General features: G+C 70.0%; 16 protein-coding genes. All 16 read right to left on the reverse strand.

Annotation, left to right across the window (positions count from 1 at the left end; genetic code table 11):
• Positions 1–6 precede the first annotated feature (6 nt).
• From tssA to tssF, 16 genes are read right to left on the reverse strand one after another with little or no spacing between them, the layout of a single operon-like run.
• Positions 7–1224: a type VI secretion system protein TssA gene (gene tssA / locus QRN67_RS29460; RefSeq protein ID WP_285414720.1), complete on the reverse strand. Its 1218-nt coding sequence runs from the start codon at positions 1222–1224 to the stop codon at positions 7–9.
• Positions 1224–5309 (reverse strand): type VI secretion system protein, encoded by a 4086-nt coding sequence (locus tag QRN67_RS29465; RefSeq protein ID WP_285414721.1) that lies wholly within the window; start codon positions 5307–5309, stop codon positions 1224–1226. Before QRN67_RS29465 ends, tssA begins: the two co-directional genes overlap by 1 nt.
• Before the next feature lie 40 nt (positions 5310–5349).
• A complete protein-coding gene (locus QRN67_RS29470; protein ID WP_081271732.1) occupies positions 5350–6111 on the reverse strand; it encodes a DotU family type IV/VI secretion system protein in 762 nt (253 codons plus the stop codon).
• A 5-nt stretch (positions 6112–6116) separates the two neighbouring features.
• On the reverse strand, positions 6117–7445 hold the full coding sequence (gene tssK / locus QRN67_RS29475; RefSeq protein WP_285414722.1) for a type VI secretion system baseplate subunit TssK: 1329 nt from the start codon (positions 7443–7445) through the stop codon (positions 6117–6119).
• Positions 7446–7465: 20 nt separating this feature from the next.
• Positions 7466–7939, reverse strand: coding sequence for a hypothetical protein (locus QRN67_RS29480; RefSeq protein ID WP_081271733.1), 474 nt, complete (start codon positions 7937–7939; stop codon positions 7466–7468).
• Positions 7936–9420 (reverse strand): dicarboxylate/amino acid:cation symporter, encoded by a 1485-nt coding sequence (locus QRN67_RS29485; protein WP_285414723.1) that lies wholly within the window; start codon positions 9418–9420, stop codon positions 7936–7938. Before QRN67_RS29485 ends, QRN67_RS29480 begins: the two co-directional genes overlap by 4 nt.
• Positions 9393–10127 carry a cysteate racemase gene (gene cuyB, locus QRN67_RS29490; RefSeq protein ID WP_285414724.1) on the reverse strand — a complete coding sequence of 245 codons (735 nt, stop codon included), beginning with the start codon at positions 10125–10127 and terminating at the stop codon, positions 9393–9395. Before cuyB ends, QRN67_RS29485 begins: the two co-directional genes overlap by 28 nt.
• Before the next feature lie 13 nt (positions 10128–10140).
• A complete protein-coding gene (locus QRN67_RS29495) occupies positions 10141–11415 on the reverse strand; it encodes a dicarboxylate/amino acid:cation symporter (RefSeq protein ID WP_081271735.1) in 1275 nt (424 codons plus the stop codon).
• Between the two features lie 26 nt (positions 11416–11441).
• Entirely contained in the window at positions 11442–12440 is a 999-nt protein-coding gene (locus QRN67_RS29500) for an ABC transporter substrate-binding protein (RefSeq protein WP_106937734.1), read from the reverse strand.
• A gap of 17 nt (positions 12441–12457) precedes the next feature.
• Positions 12458–12658, reverse strand: coding sequence for a hypothetical protein (locus QRN67_RS29505; protein ID WP_285414725.1), 201 nt, complete (start codon positions 12656–12658; stop codon positions 12458–12460).
• 50 nt (positions 12659–12708) lie between these two features.
• On the reverse strand, positions 12709–13098 hold the full coding sequence (locus tag QRN67_RS29510) for a DUF4280 domain-containing protein (protein ID WP_106937336.1): 390 nt from the start codon (positions 13096–13098) through the stop codon (positions 12709–12711).
• 3 nt (positions 13099–13101) lie between these two features.
• The gene (locus QRN67_RS29515; protein WP_285414726.1) at positions 13102–13821 is read right to left on the reverse strand and encodes a toxin-antitoxin system YwqK family antitoxin; all 720 of its coding nucleotides are present in this window, start codon (positions 13819–13821) and stop codon (positions 13102–13104) included.
• 5 nt (positions 13822–13826) lie between these two features.
• Positions 13827–15773 carry a type VI secretion system Vgr family protein gene (locus QRN67_RS29520; protein ID WP_350226965.1) on the reverse strand — a complete coding sequence of 649 codons (1947 nt, stop codon included), beginning with the start codon at positions 15771–15773 and terminating at the stop codon, positions 13827–13829.
• 3 nt (positions 15774–15776) lie between these two features.
• Positions 15777–18509 carry a type VI secretion system ATPase TssH gene (gene tssH, locus QRN67_RS29525; protein WP_285414727.1) on the reverse strand — a complete coding sequence of 911 codons (2733 nt, stop codon included), beginning with the start codon at positions 18507–18509 and terminating at the stop codon, positions 15777–15779.
• Between the two features lie 14 nt (positions 18510–18523).
• Complete coding sequence (gene tssG / locus QRN67_RS29530; protein WP_285414728.1) at positions 18524–19528, reverse strand: type VI secretion system baseplate subunit TssG; 1005 nt, start codon at positions 19526–19528, stop codon at positions 18524–18526.
• On the reverse strand, positions 19525–21315 hold the full coding sequence (tssF, locus tag QRN67_RS29535; RefSeq protein WP_285414735.1) for a type VI secretion system baseplate subunit TssF: 1791 nt from the start codon (positions 21313–21315) through the stop codon (positions 19525–19527). The genes tssG and tssF overlap by 4 nt, the downstream gene beginning before the upstream one ends.
• Between the last annotated feature and the right edge of the window lie 5 nt (positions 21316–21320).

Below are 21320 nucleotides of genomic sequence, written 5' to 3' on the forward strand. Positions count from 1 at the left end.
CTCCGTTCAGGCGTCCGGCCGCACGCCAATGATCGAAAAGAACCGGTTCAGATCCCCGTCCTCGCGCAGCACTTCCTGCATCAACTGCGGCAGCGGCATGCGCCCCCAGGCCACCGCGCGGTTCACGAGGTAGGGCGTGGGGCTGTGCGGCTCTTCGCACAGCAGGTATTCGGCTGCGAGCTCCAGCAACTGGTAGGCCTCCGCGCGGCTGCCGATGCGGCCGTTGGCGGCGGGTTGCTGCAGCGGCGTGGAGACAACGGCGATGAGAGGGGGCGAGATGGTGTGCAGTGTTTCGCTCATTTCGTCTTCCAGTACGTAGGCGGGCGTTGGCGGCAGGGCGGCGGGCTTCGGCTGGTCGCGCGGATCGCGCTCCTGCAGCAGGCTGCGCAGCGCCTGCCGCATGCGTGCCAACATCTCCGCCACCTTCGACAGGCTGGGTGCATCGATGCCCATTCGTTCGTCGAGCAGCGCGGTGAGGTCTCGCCAGGCCTCGGCCGCCAGTGCCACCCGGTCGTCGAGCGCGGCCAGCGCATGCAGTTCGCGCAGGGCGCGATCGAGGATGTCCTGGCGTGACACCGTCTGCGCGCTCGGCTCCTCAATCACTTCCTTGGCGTTCCCTTTGGACTTGGCGCTGCTTGCGGAAGCGCCCGCCCCGGAACCGAACTCGGTGGTCAGCGCTCGCTGCCAGTCGCCGAGGTTGATGAAGGGTGGAGAGAAGTCGGGCCACGCGAGCAGCGGCACGCGCATCAACAGCACCTGCGCCAACGTATCGTTCGCCCACACGAACGCCGCCGCCCGCATGTCCGCATCGCCGTCGTCCCCGATGCGCGGATGCACGCCTTCCCAGAATTCCCGCACCAGCCCTTCGAGCAGCCGCGCGCCGGCGATCAGCCCGTCGATTCCGTGCCGATGCAGCCAGGCCTCGGTGAGCCATGCGGCCACCTGCAGGTCCTTGCTGCGGCGTTGCAGCAGCTCGGTGCACAGCATCTCGGCCGCGCGCCAGTCGGCCTTCTTGAGCGGGCGGGTCCATTCGCCCATCGGCAGGCTGGCGTCTTCTTCTGTGCGTGCCTCGCGGATGCGGGCGTACACGGGGTCGTAGCGCAGCGACGGACCGGCGGGGCCTTCGGCGGTGTCGATGGCCAGCGGCGCAAGAAATGCCGCGATGTCCGGCGCGAAGCCGTCGGCGGCGGCTTCGGTGTTTAGGGGGGAGAGCAGGGCGGCCATCAGGGTGTGTTCCATTCGGGCGCGCGCGCCGGGAAGGCGGCGGGCCATATCAGGGCGTTCTTCTTGCCGGCGGGGCTGGCCGCGACGCGCAGGAACACGCGCGCGCGTCCGCCGGCCGGCGTCTGGGCGGCGTCGCCGGCCGACTGGGCCACCAGCGGGAACTCGAACTTCAGCAGTTGCGAGCGGCCGTCGGGGCGCTGCAGCGAATCGCCTTCGCGCTGGCGCTGCGCCAGCGTGAGCAGCGCCCACGGGTCGGCAAAGCGGAAGCTCACGCTCTGGCCGTCGGTCAGCAGCGCGGGCTGCTGCGGATCGGCGCGCGCGACCACGGGCGAGTCCTTCGCGATGCGCAGCACCAGCGCCACCGGCATGCCGTATTCCCAGCGCAGCGTGCGCGGCGGGTCGCGCTGCCTGAGCACCTGGTCGCCGACCTCGAAGGACCAGTCGATGATCTTGTTGCCCTCGATCTCGGCCATGGTGTTGACCCGGAAGTCCACGCTCACGTCGTAGCCCGGCGCGCCGCCTTCGTCGGTCGGGAACAGCGGCAGCAGGAAGTCGCGCGCACGGCTGAACTGGTCGGCGAAGCGGCGCGCCGCCGCGCCCGGCATGGCGGCGGTGCGCACGGCGCCGTCCACGCGGCTTTCCTTCAGCGCGCGCGCCAGCGGATCGAAGGCGCGCGACAGGTCGTTCACGTCCGCCGGGTCGGCCAGGTCGAAAGCGCGCGCGGTGGTGGACGCGCCGAACGGATGCCGCCCCGCCAGCGAGCGGTTGAAGCGCGTGGAGAACTGCGTCCACAGTTCCTGCTGATCGCCGTACTGCAGCTCGTAGCAGCGCGCGAGCAGGGCGCTGTAGATCTGCTGGTGGCGGTCGGCAAAGTAGTCGCCGATGCGCGCCGCCGGCGCCTTGCCGGCCAGCTTGGCGGCGCAGGTCTCGCGGTCGATCTCGGCGCCGGTGGTGCCCAGGAACTGCTCGAGCAGCAGCAGGCTGCTGTTCGGGTTCTTCAGCCGGTAGCGCTCCAGGTCGCGGTTGATGGCCTGCCAGCGCTGCGCCAGCACCGAGCCCGCGCCCGCACCGTCGAGCGCCGCGATGTAGCCGTCGGCCAGCTTGCCCAGCGTTTCGGTGCGGTTGAACTGCTGGCCCAGGTAGGCCGCGAGCGAGCCGGTGTCCGATACGCCGAAGGCCACCAGCATCGGCCCGCGCTCTCCGCGCCAGCCCTGGAAGTCGCGCCCGCGCATGGCGTACAGCTCCGACTGGTTGAAGGCCTCGTCCACGGCTTCGAGGCGCTGCAGCGCGTCGCGCGACACCAGCGCGCGCAGGTCTTCGGCGCGCGGGCCGGCGCCCAGTTCGTACAGCAGCGCCTGGATCTTGGCGAGCCGCTGGCGCGAGGCTTCGTAAGCGAGTGCCTGCGTGTCGGTGGCCATCAGCGTGGACGAAACCGGGCGCATGCCGTCGTTCGCGCCGGTCGCGGCCTCTGCCACCTGGTCGACCACCAGTTGCGCGAAGTGCGCGTTCAGCGCGCTCTCCACGGCCGGGCGCACCGTCGGCGGGAAGGCCGTCATGCCCTCGGCCATGTAGCGCTTGCGGATGTCGCCGATCGCCAGGGCCTGGTCGAGCCGCGGCAGGTCCCATGCGGCCGTTGCGCGCAGGCCCGCGCCCGGCAGCTCGCGGTCGCGCGCGGCGGCCATGAAGGGCTGCGCCAGCAGTGCGGTGAGCGCGTCGCGCAGCGCGATGCGTTCGGGCGCCAGCACGAAGCGGCCGTCCTTGTCCTGCCACAGCAGGCCGGGCTGCGCGCCGCCGAAGCGCAGGTTGAACTCGGCGCGGAATTTCTGGAAGGCGTCTTGCGCGTGGCCGCGCACGGCGTCGGCCGACTCCTGCCCCAGCAGCCGGTTCTGCTCGATGCGCGCGATGGTGCGGTCGTAGGAGGCACCCAGCACCAGCACCGGCTGGCGCATCCAGCCGCCCTTGCCCGAGGCCACCAGGTCTTCCTGGTCCTTGATGGCGCCGATCACTTCGCGGTAGCTGGCCGTGGTGCGCGCGAAGGTGCCGTTGCCGGCCAGCGAGGGCATCAGCCGCGCCAGTGTTTGCTCCGACACCAGCAGTTCGTTGTTCGCGAACAGCCGTGCATCGAGCTGCGCCGTGCCCTTGTCGAGCGCGCAGCGCAGCGCCGATTGCACCGGCACCAGCGGAATCGACAGCGCATTGCCCTCGGCCGCCTGGCGGAAGTAGCGCAGGTTGCGGCTCAGGTCGGCGGGCAGTTCGGCGCCCAGCGCGTAGCGCACGGCCACGCGCAGGTCTTCGGCGTTGCCGGTCGAAGGCTGGCGCAGGCGCTCCACCGCCTGCAGCGCGGCGTCGAGCTGTTCGGCCGAACCCAGGTAGCGCTGCAGCGCGCCGAACTCCGGCTGGTCTTCCACCAGCAGGCCGTTCTTGCGCGGCGCGTCGCCGATGGTCCTGAAGCTCGGCGGCAGTCCGCAGCTGGCGCCGACGATGAATTCGCCGGTCGCCTCGTCCTGCTCCACGCCGCTCAACTGGCTCACACGTGCCATCAGCTCGCGCCGAAGCGTGCTCACCGCGATGTCACCGAACTCGCGCTCGATGCGCTCGATCACCCGCTCGTTCAGGTCGTCGAAGGGCCGCCACGAGCCCGGCATGAAGAACGAATAGGTGCCGTCGGTGCGCAGCCGCTCGTTCATGGCCAGCAGCGACAGCGCCTTGTTGCGGTACCACGCGGTGGGTATGGCCTCGCCGCGCTGCTGTGCGCGCATGCGGTATTGCGCGTCGTGCTGCAGCTGCGAGAGCGCCGACACCAGCGTGCCGTTGTGCCGGTGCAGCTGCCAGGTGGCCACCACCAGGCCGATGCCCCAGCCGCCGAGGAAGATCACCGCCGTCCAGCGCAGCGCGCGGTGCAGCACCGGGCGCGCCAGCGTCTGCGTGCGCGACGGCCGGGTGAGGCCGTATTCAAGAAAGATCTTCTTCTCGAACAGGTCGCGCAGGAACGCCGGCTGGCGCATCAACTGCGCGATCAGGTCGCCGCCGATGGGCTCCAGGTCCTTGCGGCCGTAGGCGTCGTGTTCGGCGTCGATGGCGGCCACGGCCTGCGCCGATTCGCCGGCGTCGCCGGTCAGGTAGATGCCGCGGAAGAAGAAGGGCTCGTGGTAGGCGCTCGGGCGCATCAGCTCGTCGACGTACAGCTGCAGCTGGCCGCGCAGCGCCTCGATGCGCGAGGGCAGCAGCAGCTGCGGGCCGGCGCCCTGCGGCGCGGTGTCGGTGGCGAACAGTTCGGCCGACACGTCGGACACCGAACGCACCACCGTGCCCACGGCCTCGTCGACCCAGCCCGGCTGGTAGGTGGTCGACAGGTCGTAGGGCGAAGACCAGCCCAGCATGCTCGCGCGCAGCGGCTCGGGCAGCGCGCGCGCGAAGGCGCTGAAGCCTTCGAGCTGTTCGGCGCCGGTGATGAGCACATAGACCGCGAAGCGCATCGCGAAGCGGTTCTGCGCGAGCCACAGGCGGCGGTGCGCGAGCTTGGCGCGCTTGGAGAGTTCGAGCCGCCCGTCGGTGCTGTCGTCCATCAGCAGCGCGGCGGGAATGGTGATGACCACCGAGTCGAACGGCCGCTGCGGCCGGTAGGCGCGGCACATGCCGAGGAACTCGTCCCACGGCTTCTCGGAGGCATCGTCGTCGTCGGGCGAGCCGAGGTAGGCGCCCTGGATGTCGATGACCACGCCGCGGTCGAAGAAGTGCCACGAGATGCCCTGCGTGGCCGCGGCCGAGGCCGACTCGGTGCTCAGCGCGCTGGCCACGCCCGACTGCTCGATGGGCAGCTGGCGGTGGTCGTCGCCCTCGTTGAGCAGCATGATCCATGGAATGCCGTAGCGGTCGGCGCGCGAGGCGATGTTGCCTTCGATCAGCTCCACCGCCTGGCGGAACGAGCTGCGCAGCGAGTCGAAGCGGATGCGCGCGACCTTCGGGTCGCTCGAAGGCTTGGCGTGCGAACGCCGCGCGGCAAAGTACAGCACCATGCCGAGCACGAGCAGCACCACCAGCGTCAGCACCGCGATGGAAATGAGAAAGAGCTGGTCCGTCAGCATGGCGACGACCTCCTGGGGCTCGTTGAATGGCGCATGTCGTTCATCGCTGGTACGCCCCCGATGCATCGACCGCGCCCGGCTGCAGCACCTGCCGCACCGGCCACGACTGCCACAGCCACAGCAGCTCCGACACCGCCAGCAGCGTGGCGGCGCTCAGCAGGAACAGCACCGTCCAGCGGCTGAGCGTGGGCAGCTTGCGCGGCGCGATGTGCGAGAGCGTGCTGGCATAGGCCCGCTCCGACACCACGCGGTCGCGGCCCGAGAAATCGGCCGGTCGCTGGTAGACGAACTGGAACAACTCCTCGCGGTAGCCGAGCAGCCGCGCTTCCTCGCCGCCGCCGCGGTATTTGCCCTGAAAGCCCAGCGCCAGCGCAAACAGGTACAGCCGCGCGATGTCCCGCTTGGAGGGCTCGCGGCCCGACAGCAGTTCTTCGATGCGGCTGAACACCAGGTCGCCCGCGATGTTGGTGCGGAACAGCGAAGACTCCAGCAGGTGCGCGGTCCAGCGTTCGCGGCCGATCCACGGCGTGTGCAGCAGGATCTCGTCGGCCAGCGCAGCCTTCAGGTAGCGCGCGTCGGCCACGTTCTCCAGCTCGAAGCGGGTGCTGTCGCGGCGCGATTCGAGCGACTGCAGCTCCAGCAGGTTTTCCAGGTGGCGGGCCAGCGACTGCGCCACCAGGTCGGGGTCGGTCTCGCGCGAATCGGCGGTGCGGTCGCGGGCCTTCACGATCTCGTCGTAGAAGGCGCGGAACTGCTTGGTGATGTGGTCGTCGACCGCGAGGTCGGGAAGGGTGCGTGCCATGGGGGTCAGTCCTTGATGAACAGCACGATTTCCTGCGGAGGCTGCGCGGTGGCGCCTTCGTTGGCGTTGGCGATCACCAGCAGCTCGCCGGGCACGGTAAGCGCGGCGCTGGTCTGGATGGCGTAGAGCAGGTAGCCCGAGCCGGGGCGCAGGCCCAGTTCGTCGGCCGACTCGATGGGGCGGCGCACCGCGCCCAGCACGCGGCGTTCGCGCAGCGACGGGTAGGCCGACTGCGAGCCGACGATGGCGCTGTCCATCCAGGCCAGCAGGTCCTTGTCGGACTGGCCGCGCAGGCCGATCACGATGCGCGCGCCCGACAACCACTGCGTCTGCAGCGTGGTCTCGAAGGCGCCGTGGCGGAACTCGAACTTGTGCTCGCGGTACTCCTGGCTCACTTCGGACACCGCGTCGCGCAGCGCCAGCAGCAGCGGCTGGAACACGAGCGAAGGGTTCGCATGGTCGTAGTCCATCGGCACCGGCGGCAGGCCGCCGGGCCGCAGCAGGCTCAGCGAGGCCAGCAGCGCGCACAGCGACCAGTACATCGGCAGCGGATGCAGGTGCGGCGTGCGCAACACGGCCTCGGCATGCGGCAGGCCCGACAGCAGGCTGCGCAGCCGGTCTTTCAGCTCCAGGTGCGCGAGCCGGTCGTCCACGCGCGAAGACGGCACCGCCGTCTGCTTGGCGACGAAGGCGGCCTTGCCGCGCAACTGGCCCAGCAGGCCGGCGGCGGCCGTCCACAGCGGGTTGTCTCGCGCCACTTCCAGCAGCGGCGGCTGCGCGTCGCCGAGCTTCACCACTTCGTTGTCCTTGAAGACCTGGCCCAGCCGCAGGTGAACATGCGTGCCGGGCGGCACCGCGCCCGCGCTCAGCGCCAGGCGCGGCAGCATGCGCGGAATGTTCGCGGGCTCGGCATCGGACACCGCGTCTTCCACCGGCGCGCCGGCCACCGAGCGAAAGCGCACGGTCGCGGAGCGGTGCCGCGCGGGCGCGTTCACGGGCAGCGTGAGGTAGATGTCGAGCGGCTCGTTGGCCAGCTGTTCCTGGTGCGGCGCTAGCGACAGCTCCAGCGCGCCGTGGGCCGCCTCGGCGGCCGAGTACTGCACGGCGGTGCCGTCCGGCAGGATGGCTTCGAGCGCCAGCACGCGCAGCATGCCGGCCGGCAGCAGGCCCTGGTCGAAGACCAGGCGGCGCACGCCCCAGCTGAAGGGAGCGGCGGCCAGCGTCTGCCAGGCCACGAGGGAGTCCATGCGCGCCGAGAACTGCTGGAAGTGCTGCGGCGACAGCAGCATGCCTTCATGCCACTCGACGCGGTCGGTGATGGGAGCGGTGTTCACTGTTGAAAGGTCCGGGTTGCTCAACGCGTGGTCGACACGTCGAAGCTTTGGATGTCGAAGCGGGCGATGACGGCGCCCTTGAGGTCTTCCACCCGCACGCGATTGGCGCCGGGCGTGGTGTAGTTCGCGAAGACGAGCACGGCCGCCACGCGCGGCGAGCCGATGGCGCTGGCGGGCACGCGGATCGTCTGGCCCGGCACCAGCTCCCAGGAGAGGTACGACAGGCTTTGCGGGAAGGTCTTCTGCAGGTCGGCGCGCGCGCCGAACCACTTGGCGGCGGTGAGTTCGGTGACGCGGGCGAGCATGGCCTCGTCGAGCACCATCACCACGTCGACCGCCACCGGGCTGTTCTGGTTGGCGTTGGACGCGGCCGACAGCGTGAGCTCGCTCCAGTCTACGCGCGTGCCCTTGGGAAAGAGGCTGCCGCATGCGGCCAGTTGCGCGAGCAGCAGCGCGGCGGCGATCCATCTGAAGAAAGTCGAAGTCCGGTTCATCGCGATATTCCAGGGTTCGCCGCGGCGGAAGTCGCGTAGGCGGCGGGGGGCTGCACGGCCTGCCGCGCACCCACGGCAATGCCCATCAGCAGGATCAGCAGGGAAGCCAGCACGCTGCAGCCCGCCAGCAGATAGACGTTGCCGCGCGTGAGCACGAAGCGCAGCGGCTGCACGGGCGCCGCATGGGCGGCGGGCGCGGCCACGCGCTCCGACGGCAGGCCGGCCGACACGATGGCGATCAGCGCGCAGCTGGCCAGCAGCGTGAGCAGGTTGCGCGGGCCTTCGCAGATCAGGTCGATGGCCAGGAACAGCGCCAGTGCCGCTTCTATGGGCAACTGCAGCAGCGACAGCACGATGCCCGCGTAGCCCACGTTGGTCAGGCTGTTGTTGCCGGCCGAGGCGAAGGCCGCCACCATGGCGCCGGTGCCGATCATTCCGATGTCGGCCGCGCTGAGCGTGCGGTCGTACAGGTTGGCCACGAACAGCGCGAGCAGCACGTAGTAGAGCGCCGAGCCCGCGCGCAGGAACACCGAGGCCGTGGGCACCACCAGCTCCACGATGCCGCGGCTGAAGCCCAGGCGCGCGCTCATCGCCTCGATGGTGTGCGGAATGCTGGCGGTGGTGCTCGACGACACCAGGCTCACCAGCATCGGCGTCTTCAGGTGCTGCAGCACCTCGACCAGCGGCTGGTTGCCGCGCCGGTGGATCACCCAGATGGCCGCCATGCCCAGCAGCGCCACCAGCACCACGAAGTGCAGCAAAAAGCCGCTCATGGCGCGGATGGTCACCGCGTCGGTCTGCGAGAACACATGCGCCGACATGCCGAAGGCCACCACCGGCAGCAGGATGTTGGCGCGCGCGATGATGAGTTCGAGCGTGCGGTAGATGCCCTCGAACATGTGGTTGAGCGCGTTGTGCTGCGTGCGCGCCAGCGCCGCGAAGGCCAGCCCGAACAGCAGCGCGCAAGAAAGTATGCCCAGCGAGCGACCTTCCACCAACACGCGGAAGAAGTTGTCGGGCAGCAGCGTGGCGCGCGGGCGCTCCACCGGCGTGGCCTGCACGCCGCCGTCGTACAGCCGCATTTCCATGTCGCCGCCGTCGCCGGCCTTCTGCACCAGCTCGCCGAGGTGCTCGCGCAGGTCGGCGTCGAGGTGCGCGCCGGGCGAGTTCACCCAGCCCAGCGCCAGGCCCGTGCCGGCGCAGCTCGCCACCAGCAGCAGCGCCAGGCCCGCGATCATCGCGATGCGCCGCGCGGGAAAGGGCAGCCCCATGGTCTGGCGCAGGCCGAAGAAGGTGGCCACCACCAGCAGCGGAATGGCCGCCATGCTCACGATCGACAGGTACACCTGCGCCGCCGTGTAGGCCACGTCGCCCAGCGCGGGCGCGAAGATGCCCGCGACGCCGCCTGCCGCCATGCACATCAGCAGGGCGAGCAGGCTGTGGGACATGCGCGTCAGGAAACCCATGTCGGCTTGTTCCATCCCTTGTCGAGCGCGAAGGCCACGGTGGCGCGGGCCAGCTCCAGCGAGCTGTCGATCAGCGTGAGGGCGCTGTGCTCGGCGGCATGCGCGGCGTGGGCTGCGATGGGAAGTTCGGTGCAGCCCATGATCACGGCGGTGGCGCCGGTGGCGGCCAGTGCTTGCAGCGCAAGCTCGAAGGCGGCCGCGCCGGCCCGCACGTCGCCAGCCTTCACGGCGCGGATGCAGGCGTCCACATGGTCCTGGCCGGTGGCGGCATCGGGCACGAGGAAGTCGATGCCGCGATCGCGCAGCGCCTCCTGGTAGAAGCCCGAGGCCAGCGCGCCGCGCGTGGCGAGCACCGCCACCCGCGCCGCCCGGCCCGCCGGCGCGGTGGCGATGGCGGACACGCACGACTGCGCGATGTGGATCACCGGCGCGCGGCTGTGCGCGACCATCTGCGCGTACCAGTGGTGCGACGAGTTGCAGGGAATCGCCACCACGCCCACGCCGATGCTGTTGAGCACGTCGATGCCGGCCAGCAGCGCGGCCAGCGGATCGGGCCCATTGCCCAGGATGGCGCTGGAGCGGTCGGGCACGTGCGGCAGGTTGGCCACGATCACCGGCAGGTGCTCCTGGTCGCGCGTGGCGGGCGTGAGCTGGATGATCTTCTCCATGAAGTCCACCGTGGCCGATGGACCCATGCCGCCGAGAACGCCGATGCGTGACATGAGCGCGTGTTCCCTAGATCTTCAACGGCCGCGGGCACACGACGGCCACGGCCGCGGTGTTGCCGATGACCAGCACCAGCGTGCGCAGCATGTCGCACACCGGGTCCACCGCCAGGAACAGGATGAACGCCGCCTCGAAGGGCAGGCCCAGGTAGGTGCAGGTCATGCCGATCAGCGACACGGTCACCAGCCCGGTCATGCCCGCCGATGCGAAGCCCGCGAGCACCGACGACGTGAGCACGATGCCGATTTCCACCGGCGACAGCGAGCGCCCGTAGATCTGCGCGATGAAGAGCGTGGCGCACACGTAGTACACGACCGGCCCGATGCGCAGCAGCGACACCGTGAGCGGCACCAGCAGCTCGACCCGCGAGCGCGCGAAGCCCAGCCGCGTGACCAGGCTCTCGATCATGATCGGCATGCAGGTGGCGCTGCTGCGCGTGGCCAGCGCCAGCGCGAAGGGGCCGCGCAGCGCATTGAGCGTCTGCCCCAGCGTGCCGTTGGAGCGCTTCCAGATGATCACCGCGGCCACCACCAGCAGCAGCACCGACACCACCAGGAAGGCCACCACGAAGGCGCCCATCGCCCGCAGCGGCTCTATGCCCGTCTTGCCCAGTTGCGCCGCGCTCATGCAGAACAGCACCACCGGCAGCGGAAAGCTCAGCCAGCGCATCAGCGTCTGGCAGGCGTGGTAGACCGTCTCCAGCGCCTGCGTCAGGCCGTCGGAGATGCGCGTGGGCACATGCCCCACCGCCAGGCCGAACAGCAGCGCGAACACCAGCGTCTTCAGCGTGTCGCCGTTGGCCAGCGCCGAGAAGATGTTGGCCGGCACCAGGCTCACCAGCAGGTCGGCGAAGCTGGCGGTCTTCTTCACTTCGTCCACGCCGCGCAGGTTCATGGCCGTGTCGCTGGCGCTCAGGTCGCCGCCGACGATCTGGCCGAAGGTCTGCATGGTGGTGCTGGGCAGGTTCTCGCCCGGGCGAAGAATCAGCAGCGTGGCCGCGCCGGCAATGGCCACGAAGGCCGAGAACGCCAGGAACACCAGCGCCACGCGGCCCAGCAGGCTGGCGGTGCCGCCGTCGCGGAACAGCCGCTGCAGGCTGAAGATCACGGCCGAGACCATGAATGGCAGGGTGATCATCTTCAGCAGGTCGACGTAGATGTCGCCCACGAAGCCCAGCGTGGTTGCCAGCGCGGGCGCGAGCATGCCGAAGGCGACGCCGGCGCCCAGGCTGATGATCACGACCCAGGGGTTGAGGACGAAGGCGTAGAACTTGGAGGAATTCATGATGGGTGCGAGTGCGTTGCGGCGGCTCAGCGGTCGAGCGCCTGCAGCACTTTCTGGATGTCCAGCTTTTCGGTGCGCTGGGCGAGGAACTGGTTGACGTAGGCCAGCAGCGTGGTGTCGGTCACGGCCACGCCGATGCCCAGCGTGTCCTCCAGGTCTTTCAGCGTCACGGTGCGCAGCACCAGCGACACGGTGGGGTCGGCCTTGAGCACGCGCTTGACCTCGAACTCGTCGCGGTAGGCGCTCACGATCTCGCCCTTGTAAAGGGCCGCGAGCACCTCGTTCCAGGTCGCGAATTCCTGCACCTTGGCGTGCGGGAAGTTGGTGCGCGCGTAGTCCGCGAACGACGACTTCGCGATCACGCCGATGCTGCCGTCGAAGTTGCGGATGACCTCCGGAAGCGGCCGCCCGCGCGAGAGCTGCGCGAACTTCACGCGGTTCAGGATCAGCGAGTGGTTCAGCGTGAGGTAAGCGTCGCTGAAGGCGATGGTCTGCGTGCGCGCCAGCGTGCGCGACAGCTTGCTGATGGCCAGGTCGGCCTGGCCGTTGGCCAGCAGGTCGACCACGGCGTTGAAGGTGCCGGCGTCGCGGTTGATGCGCAGCTTGACGCCGAGCTCCTTGGCCAGCGACTGCGCCAGGCCCACTTCGAGACCGGTCCACTGGCCGCTGTCGTCGAAGAAGAAGAACGGCGGCGTGTCGACCTTGAGCATGGCGACCACCAGCTCGCCGCGCATCACGATGCGCGCGATGTCGGGCGCCAGCAGCCGCCCGTCGGGCACGCGCACGAGGCCGTTGGTGAGCACCGGCGCGGGGGGCGCGGCCGGTGCGTCGGCCGCGGGCGCCGCAGGCGCCGCCACCGGCGCTGCAACTGCCGGAGTGGTGAGAACACCCTGCGCCACGGGGCGTTCGCCCGCGGCGCCGGCGGCGCTGCTGGCGCACAGCCCGGCGAACGCCAGCAAGGCGGGAAGGGCAAGGCGCCGCAGCGCGACGTGCATGCCCGTGAGTTGTCGTGCGTTGTTCGACATGCTTGGAATCACTTTTGTCATTGGGTGGGGGCGGCGGGAGCCGGCGCGGGCGAAGGCAACGGCGAAGAAGAAGGCATCGGCGAGGGCGCCGCGACGGCGGCGGCGGCAGGGGCGGGCGTGGGCGCCAGCAGCTTGCCGATCTCGATGCCCATCAGGAACAGGAGAACGCACAGCAGCACCAGGCAGACCGCCGTGATGGCGACCATGCGGGAGCTCATCGTGAAAACGTATTGCGACATGGGGTGGGCGGAGATAAGCGGTGACCGGCTCAGGGAACCATGGAAGTGAATTGGCCCGGCACCACGACCTGGATCACGCCGCCCCAGTTGCAGGCGAGCTTGGAGCTGTCCTGCAGGGCGGGCATGTTGCCGAGCAGCACGGTGGGCGAGCCCGGCGCCCACGGCGCGGCGGTCACCGGAATGCAGGGCATGGGCGTGAAGGCGCCGAGCGCGGCGGCGGTGGCGGCCGCCACCATCGGGTTCGCCATGCTGTTGCAGGTGCCGAAGGGCAGGATGTTGACGAAGGGCTTGTTGTCCATGATGGTGGCCGCCGGCACGCTGCTGGTGACCACGCCGGCCACGGGCAGCACGCCGAGGGTGGAAGGCGCGGCGCCGAAGCTGCACTGCAGCGTGGCGCCCATGCACACATGCATTCCCATGGCTCAGCTCCCCCTCACGAGTTTTTCCAGGCTCTTCATGAAGCCCGGTGGCGCGGTGGCGGCCGCGATCTCGCGGCCGGCGTCGTCGAAGCGGCGCGGGCTGCCCCAGGGCTTGCCCTGGCGGTAGGCGATTTCTTCCATCAGCTGGCCGTTGGGCCAGAAGCGCCGCAGCGGCCCGTGCAGCACGTTGGCCACGTAGGTGGACGACTGCGCCACGCCGCCGCCCGGCAGGTAGTCGAGCACTTCGCCGTCGAGCAGGCCGGCGCGGTAGTTTTCGCGCCGCACCATGCGGCCTTCGTGGAAGTAGGCGGCCTCGCCGTCGAGCCGGCCGGCCACGTAGCGCAGCCGCGCGCTGACGTCGCCCGACTCGGCATAGGAAACGGCCTCGCCGTGCAGGGCGCCGCGCACTTGCGTCTGCGTCTGCATCAGCTTGCCGCTGGGGTAGTAGCTGCGCGTGACGCCTTCGGCCAAGCCGCCCACGCGCTGGGTTTCCTGCAGCAGCTGGCCGCGCTCGTCGAACAGGCGCATGGCGCCGTGCGGCAGGCCGGCCTGGTAGGCCGCGTCCATCGCCGGCTTGCCCGGGGCCGAAAACACCTGCATCGGACCGTGCGGCACGTCGCCCAGGAAAGATGCGCGCACCACCGTGCGGCCCGCATCGTCCACGGCCTCGCGCACCTCCGCACCGGGTGCGGATGGAAGAGACGAGGAAGAAGGAAGAGCCATGGCGTTCAATTGATCTTCACCAGCCCGCCCTTGAGCGTGACCATGCCACCGCCTTCGACGGCGTTCATACCCGACGCCTTGCTGCTGATCGACGGCGCCTCGTTCGACAGCGAGGCACCGCCCTTGGCCGACAGCGCCACCCCGGCCTCGGCCTTGAAGTTGACGCCGGCATTGGCGCCCAGGTCGGTGCCGGCCTTCAGGTCCAGCGTCTGGGCCGATTTGATGACCAGCGTGCCCGTCACGTCGATCACCAGGTTGCCGGTGACCTTGAGCTCGTAGTTGCCGGTGACGGTCTGCGTGAAGTCGGCCTTGTTGTCGTGCGTCTCGTTGCCGGTGACTTCCAGCGCGCGCGTGCCCTTGACCGAGTGGGTCTCGTTGCCCGTGTCGACCTTGACGGTGCGATTGCCCTTGGTGACGGTGTGGAGCTCGTTGCCGGCCATCACCGTGGTGGTCAGGTCGTTCTCGATTTCCGCCAGCATGTCTTTCTGCGCGTGCAGGTAGAACTGCTCGGCGTCCTTCTTGTCCTCGAAGCGCATCTCGTTGCCGGCTTCGCCGTTCTTGGTCGAGCGCGAGCGGAGGGTGCTTTGCGTCGACATGCCCGGCAGACTCACCGGCGTGGGGTTGGTGCCGTTGTAGACGCTGCCCGAGACCAGCGGCCGGTCGGGGTCGCCGTCGACATAGCTCACCACCACCTCCTGCCCGATGCGCGGCAGGAAAAGGGCGCCCCAGCCCTTGCCGGCCCACATCTGCGAGACGCGGATCCAGCACGAGCTCTTGTCGTCCTTCTTGCCCTGCTGGTCCCAGGGAAACTGCACCTTGATGCGCCCGTGCGCGTCGGTCCAGATTTCCTCGCCGGCCGGGCCCACCACCTGCGCGGTGTGGTTGCCCGCCACCACCGGCCGTGGCGTGAGGCGCTGCGGGCGAAACGGCAGGTCGGGCGGCAGGGTCTCGAAGCTGTTGCTGTAGTGCTCGCGATCGGCATGGTGCTGCACGCTGTACACCACGTGCTCCACGTTGAAGTCCTCGCGCGGATGCTCCTGCAGCGTGAATGTGGTGCCCGGCGTCAGGTAGTGGCAGCGGCTGTCGCCGCGGCCCGACTGGCTGCCGGCCTGGCGCGCTTCCAGGCGGATGCGCGCGCGCGCCGCGCCGGCGGCGGCCGCCACGCGCGAGGGGTATTCGTAGTCCAGGCCCTGGCCGGCCTTGCCGTCCTGCTGCTCCCGCAGGCTGGTGTCGGGCGTGAGGAAGTCGTAGTCGTCCACCGCCTGGGACTTGGTGACCAGCCGGGCGTCGGACTCGAAGCGGGTCACCGTGTGGGTATGGGCCAGGCCTTCCGCGCCGCCGCGCAGCAGCAGCGTGTCGGCGTGGGGGCAGGGCGCGTAGGCTACTTTGCTGTCGGCCAGCACGAGCTTGTGCTCGCCGTCCGCGAAGGTGAAGAAATAGAAGATGCCTTCCTCTTCCATCAGCCGGGAGACGAAGTCGAAGGCCGTCTCGTCGTAGCGCACGCAGTACTCGCGCTTGGCATAGGTGCCGCCGAGCTGCGAGTCGAAGGCCAGGTTGAATTCGGTGAACACCTTCTCCAGGATCTCCACCGTGCTCAGGTTCTGGTAGATCACGCGGTCGCGGCCCAGCGTGAGCAGCCACATGCGCGGCACGAGCTCGAGCGAATAGGTCGCGAAGTCGCCGTGGCTGCCCAGGTACGAGAAGCGCGAGACGATGCCGTTGAAGAAGCGGGTTTCCTTGTCGGGCCGCTGCATCGCCACAGTGGCCGAGGTGCCGATCAGGTCGGCGCCCTGCAGCGTGCTCAAGGGCGAACGCATGGTGAGCGTGCAGGCGAACAGCCGCGACATCCCCTCGGTGGCCTGGAAGGTGTCGAGCAGCAGGTCGTCCGGCCCGAGCACGGTCTTCACCGTCAGGAAGGCGGCGTGCTGGGTGAAGCCTTCGCGCATGTTCATGCGTCAGCTCAGCGTTGCGGGCTCGAAGCCGAAGGCGAAGGCGCCGCCGCCGTCCACGCCCATGTGCACGGCGGTGAACGCGGCGGCCATCGAGATGCGCTCCAGCACCTGGCGCGACAGCTCGGGCAGCACCGCATGGGCCAGGATGTGGTCGATGTTGCGCGCGCCGCTGTCCACCTCGGTGCAGCGCGCGGTAATGGCGTCTTCCACCTGCGCGTCCCAGGTGAAGGCGGCGTGGTGGTTCAGCGCGAAGCGCCGCGCCAGCTTGCCGAGCTTGAGGTTCACGATCGAGCGGATCTGCTCGTCGCCCAGGTGGTGGTACGGCACCAGCGCCAGCCGCCCCAGGAAGGCAGGGCTGAACTGCTTGAGCAGCTCGGGGCGCAGCCGTTCCACCAGCTCTTCGGGGTCGGGCCTGCGCCCGCCCTGCGAGGCCTGGGTGATCACGTCCTGCGCCGCATTGGAGGTCAGCAGGATCAGCGTGTTCTTGAAGTCGATCTGCACGCCTTCGCCGTCTTCCATGGTGCCCTTGTCGAACACCTGGAAGAACAGCTCCAGCACGTCGGGGTGGGCCTTCTCCATTTCGTCGAGCAGCACCACGCTGTAGGGGCGCCGGCGCACCGCCTCGGTCAGCACGCCGCCGCGCCCGTAGCCCACGTAGCCGGGCGGCGCGCCCTTCAGGCTTGAGACGGTGTGCGCCTCCTGGAACTCTGACATGTTCACGGTGATGACGTTGCGCTCGCCGCCGTACAGCAGGTCGGCCAGCGCGAACGCCGTCTCGGTCTTGCCCACGCCGCTGGGGCCCACCAGCATGAACACGCCCACGGGCTTGCCGGGGTCGTCGAGGTCGGCACGGAAGGTGCGCACGCGCCGCGCGATGGCGTCGAGCGCATCGTCCTGGCCGACCACGCGCTCGGCCAGCTTCTCCTTCAGGTTGAGCACCGTGTGCAGCTCGTCGGTCATCATCTTGCCGACCGGAATGCCGGTCCAGCCGGAGATGACTTCGGCCACCATCACGCCGTCGACGCACACGGGCACCATGGGCTCGTCGCTCTGCAGCGCTTCCAGGCCCTTCTCGAGGCGGCGCAGCGCGGCGGTGAGCAGCGCGGGGTCGTTCTCCTCGTCGGGCGGCGGCGCGCCGTCGCGCAGGCTGTCGGCGATCTTGCGGCGCAGCGCGACGATTTCCATCACCGCGTGCTTCTCTTCATCGACCTTGTCGGACAGGCGCTTGTGCTTCTGGCGCAGCGTGTCGAGCCACGCGGTGAGCGTGGCGATGGCGTCCTGATGGTCTCCACCGGTGGCGGCTTCGTGGCGCAGCACGCGCAGCTCGCTTTCGGCCGTGGCGATGTCGCGCGCGGCCGACTCCAGTTCGGCCGGCAGCCCGTTCTGCCCGATGGCCACGCGCGCGCAGGCGGTGTCGAGCACGCTGATGGCCTTGTCGGGCAGCTGGCGGCCGGTGATGTAGCGGTGCGAGAGCTTCACGGCTTCGCGCACCGCGTCGTCGATGATCTCCACGCCGTGGTGCTTCTCCAGCGTCTCGACCATGCCGCGCAGCATGTCGATGGCCACTTCCTCGCTCGGCTCCTCGACCTTCACCACCTGGAAGCGCCGTGCCAGCGCCGGGTCGCGCTCCACGTATTTCTTGTACTCGGCCCAGGTGGTGGCGGCGATGGTGCGCAGCTCGCCGCGCGCCAGTGCGGGCTTGAGCAGGTTGGCCGCGTCGCCCTGGCCTTCGGCGCCGCCCGCGCCGATGAGCTGGTGCGCCTCGTCGATGAAGAGAATCACCGGCGTGGGCGAGGCCTTGACCTCGGCGATGACCGACTTCAGCCGGTTCTCGAACTCGCCCTTCACGCCGGCGCCGGCCTGCAGCAGCGCCAGGTCGAGCGAGCGCACCGACACCTGGCGCAGCGCGGGCGGCACGTCGCCCTGCACCACGCGTTGCGCGAAGCCTTCGACCACGGCCGTCTTGCCGACGCCGGCCTCGCCGGTGAGGATGGGGTTGTTCTGGCGGCGGCGCAGCAGCACGTCGATGATCTGTCGGATCTCTGCGTCGCGACCGCGGATGGGGTCGATCGCGCCGTCGCGCGCGAGCTGCGTCATGTCGACCGTGTACTGGTCGAGCGAGGGCGTGGCCGAATTGCCGCGTCGCGCGGTGGGCATCTGCAGCGGCGCCGTGCCTGCATCCGCGAGCGACGGCGCGGCCGGCTGGCTCGGGGCGGGCGCCGAAGACGCTGGCGCGGCGTTCAACGCCGAGGCTGCCGCGTCTTCCGGCGAGGACTGCAGCAGGCCGGCGAGCTCGTCGCGCAGCGCGCCGCGCGGAATCTGCAGCAGCGCGGGCGCGGCATCGACGAGGCGCCCGCGCAGGCGGTCCACCTCCAGCAGCGCCAGCATTAGCGTGCCCGAGCGGATGTGCTGCTGGCCCAGCAGCATCGAGCTCATGAGCCAGGCTTCCTGGAACAGCGGCGCGAAGTCGGGCGCCAGGCTGGGCGTGCGGCCGTTGCCGCGCTTGAAGGTGTCGAGCGACTTCTGCAGCTGGGCCTGCACGGTCTCGGGCCGGATGCCGAAGCGGCCGAACACCAGCCGCAGGTCGGGCGCGTCGTTGTCCACCAGCTTCAGCAGCAGGTGTTCGAGGTCGACGTTGTAGTGCGTCTGCTGCACGCACAGCTCGGCCGCCTGTTCCATGGCGCGCTTGCATTCCGGGTTGAGCCGGCCGAGCAGGGTGCGGATGTCGATGTCCATGAGGAATGTGAGGCTCAGGCGCCGGCCGTGTCGCCGGCGTCGCTGGTCAGGGTGTGTTGAACGGGGGGCAGCGCGCCCCGGAAGGAAGGGCCGGCGACCCAGGAGGTCCAGCCCAGGCGCATCGGGTTCGCGGCGCCGAGCACGCTGCTGCGCGATTCGGCGGGCGCGAGTTGCAGCTCCATCTCGACCTTCAGGTCTTGCGGGATGAAGCGGCGCACCAGCCATTTGGCGAGCGCATGGTCAGCGCCCCGGGGCAGCAGGTCGCGCAGGCGCTGCTGGCTCAGGTTGCTGAAGGTGAGGCGGATGCCGGCGCCCTGGTCCCACACGCGCTTGCCGAGCACGGCGCCACCGCCCAGCGGCGTGCGCATGTCCAGCCGCGCCGATGCGTCGGGCTCCAGCGCCAGCCAGCGGCCGCGGAACTGCGTGCCCTGCACCTGCACGCCGAGGCGGTCGCGCAGCAGCGCCAGCAGGGCGGTCATGCCGCGCGGCGCGCCGCCCAGCAGGCCGGCATGGCGCAGCCACAGGGCCGAGCCGTCGGGCGCGCGCACGCCGGAGCGCAGGCCCAGCGCGCTGGCGGCATCCAGCGTGGACGCCAGCGTCGAGCCGGCGGGCGACTGCGGGTTCAGCGCCACGTGGTGCTTGCGGCGGCTGCGGTACAGGAAGGCCAGGAAGCGGTGGTTGAAGATGTCGAGAAAGTCGGCCGTCGCATGGTCGCGCCGCTGCCGGCGCTCCAGCAGCATCTCGGTGACCGGCATCGGCAGCGGGCCGCCGCTGCCGCCCAGCGAGAGCGCGGGCGTGGTGAGCGAGAAGGGCTCGCCGGTCGGCGCGTCGGTGTCGACCTCGCGCACGTCGCTGGCCTCGAAGGCCAGCGTGACGAAGGCATGCAGCCGCACCGCCTCGCGTTCGCGCGGGCCCTGCGAGCGGCCCACGGGCACCGCGTCGGGCGCGGCGCGCTCGAGCAGGCTGATGGCCTGGAACAGGTTGAAGTCCTGCGGGCGGGCGCGGAGTTCTTCGATCACAGCACGACCTGCCGGCCCGTCATGGGCGCCCATTGCTTGCGCACCTCGTCGCCGTCGCGCACCACCAGGCGCACGAAGGAGTTCACCGACGTGTACATGGCGAAGAACCGCGCAAGCACGGCCGACATCATGAGAGGGGAGCCGCCGACGAAGGCGTCATCCTCGAATTCGAGCGTGACCTGCGTGCCGCGGCAGTAGCCGCGCCAGGCCTCGGTGCCCACGTGGGCGGTGACGCCGCGCGCCGACAGCCCGGCAATGCCGAGTATCTGGGCGTGGTCGCGCCGGCTGTCGGAGGCGAACAGCGAAAGCATTTCGCGCAGCTGCTTGCGGCCGGTGGAGCCGTCCACCAGCGACTGGTGGTTGAGCGTGAGCAGCGACACCAGCCGCCACAGCGTTTCGCTGCCCAGCGGCGGGTCGCGCTGCGCGGTGGGCTCGTACAGGCAGCGCACGCTGGTGGGCTGCGACGGGCCTTCGGCCACCAGCCGCGCACCCACCGGCACCTGTTCGGCCAGCCGGCGGTTGGTGCACAGCAGGTGCGCGTACACCACGGGCTGCGCGGGCCGGCTGTGCGTCTTGCCCTGGTCGACGAAAGACAGGAAGACGTCGGTGCCGGGAATGTTCTGGCGCAGGCAGGGCTCGCGCCGCGCGGCCCAGAACACGTCGCCCTGCGCGCCGTCGACATGGCCGAGCGCGGCGAAGCCCGGCACGTTCACCGGCTTGTCGGCGTCCGGGTCGGAGGCGATCACCGAGACGATGGAATGCACCTCGGTGGTCGCGTCGCGCTGGCGGTCGGGCACCAGCATGTATTCGTAGTGGCGCTGGTCCATCACCAGCGGTTCGCTCACACGCGGGAACAGGTTGACGATGGGCGTGCAGCCGAGCTGGAAGTTCTCGGCGTCCAGGTGCCGCAGCGCGCGCGTGGGGCGGTCGAGCTGGAACACCAGGTCGCAGCGCTGCCCGCGGCCCAGGCGCGAGCGCAGGTGGTGCAGGTCGAAGAAGTGGAACTTGCGCGGAAACGCGAAGTACTCCTGCAGCAGCCCGTAGGCGGGCTGCGCGTTGGCGGGCTGCGGCAGCACCTCTTCGCCTTCGGCGAAGCCGACTTCGCGCCAGGCGTCGGCCGGCAGCATCCGCAGCGCGCCGCCCTCGGGCATGACGCCGACCGACTTCACGCCCGACACCAGCGCGTCGTACAGCGGCATGGTGAGCATCCAGTCGCCCTGCAGGTGGATGCGCAGGCTGTCGATCTCGAGTTCGGAGAAGTCGGTGCCGGCCTCGCATTCGAGCGTGAGGCGCAGCACGACATCGGTGTCGATGGCAGCATGCACGATGCGCAGCGGCCACAGCACGGTGTCCCAGGCTGTGCGGAAGCGGCATTCGCGCGACTGCGGTGCCTGGCCCGGCGCGGACGAAGGTTGCGCGTGCGCGGTGCGCGCATGCAGCATGGTGTGGCGCGGCACGGGAAAACCGGAGGTCACCTTGCCCTGCGCCGGGTCGAGCGCGAACTGCGCCACCGACATCGAGGGCAGCGGCTGCACCAGCGACGGGCAGAGGTTGTCGAGCAGCGCGTAGGCGACGTCGGGAAACTCCTGGTCGAGGTCGCGGTGCACGCGCGCGGAAAGAAAGGCGACCGATTCGATCAGCCGCTCGGTATGCGGGTCCAGCGATTCGCCGCCGTGCAGCGACAGCCGGGATGCGACCTTGGGGTAGCGCTGGGCGAAGTCCGCCCCCTGTCCCCGCAGATAGGACAGTTCGCGCTTGTAGTACTGCAGCAGGTCGCTGTGCTGGATGTCGG

It is taken from the genome of Variovorax sp. efr-133-TYG-130, from assembly GCF_030208835.1.
Classification (GTDB): Bacteria; Pseudomonadota; Gammaproteobacteria; order Burkholderiales; family Burkholderiaceae_C; genus Variovorax.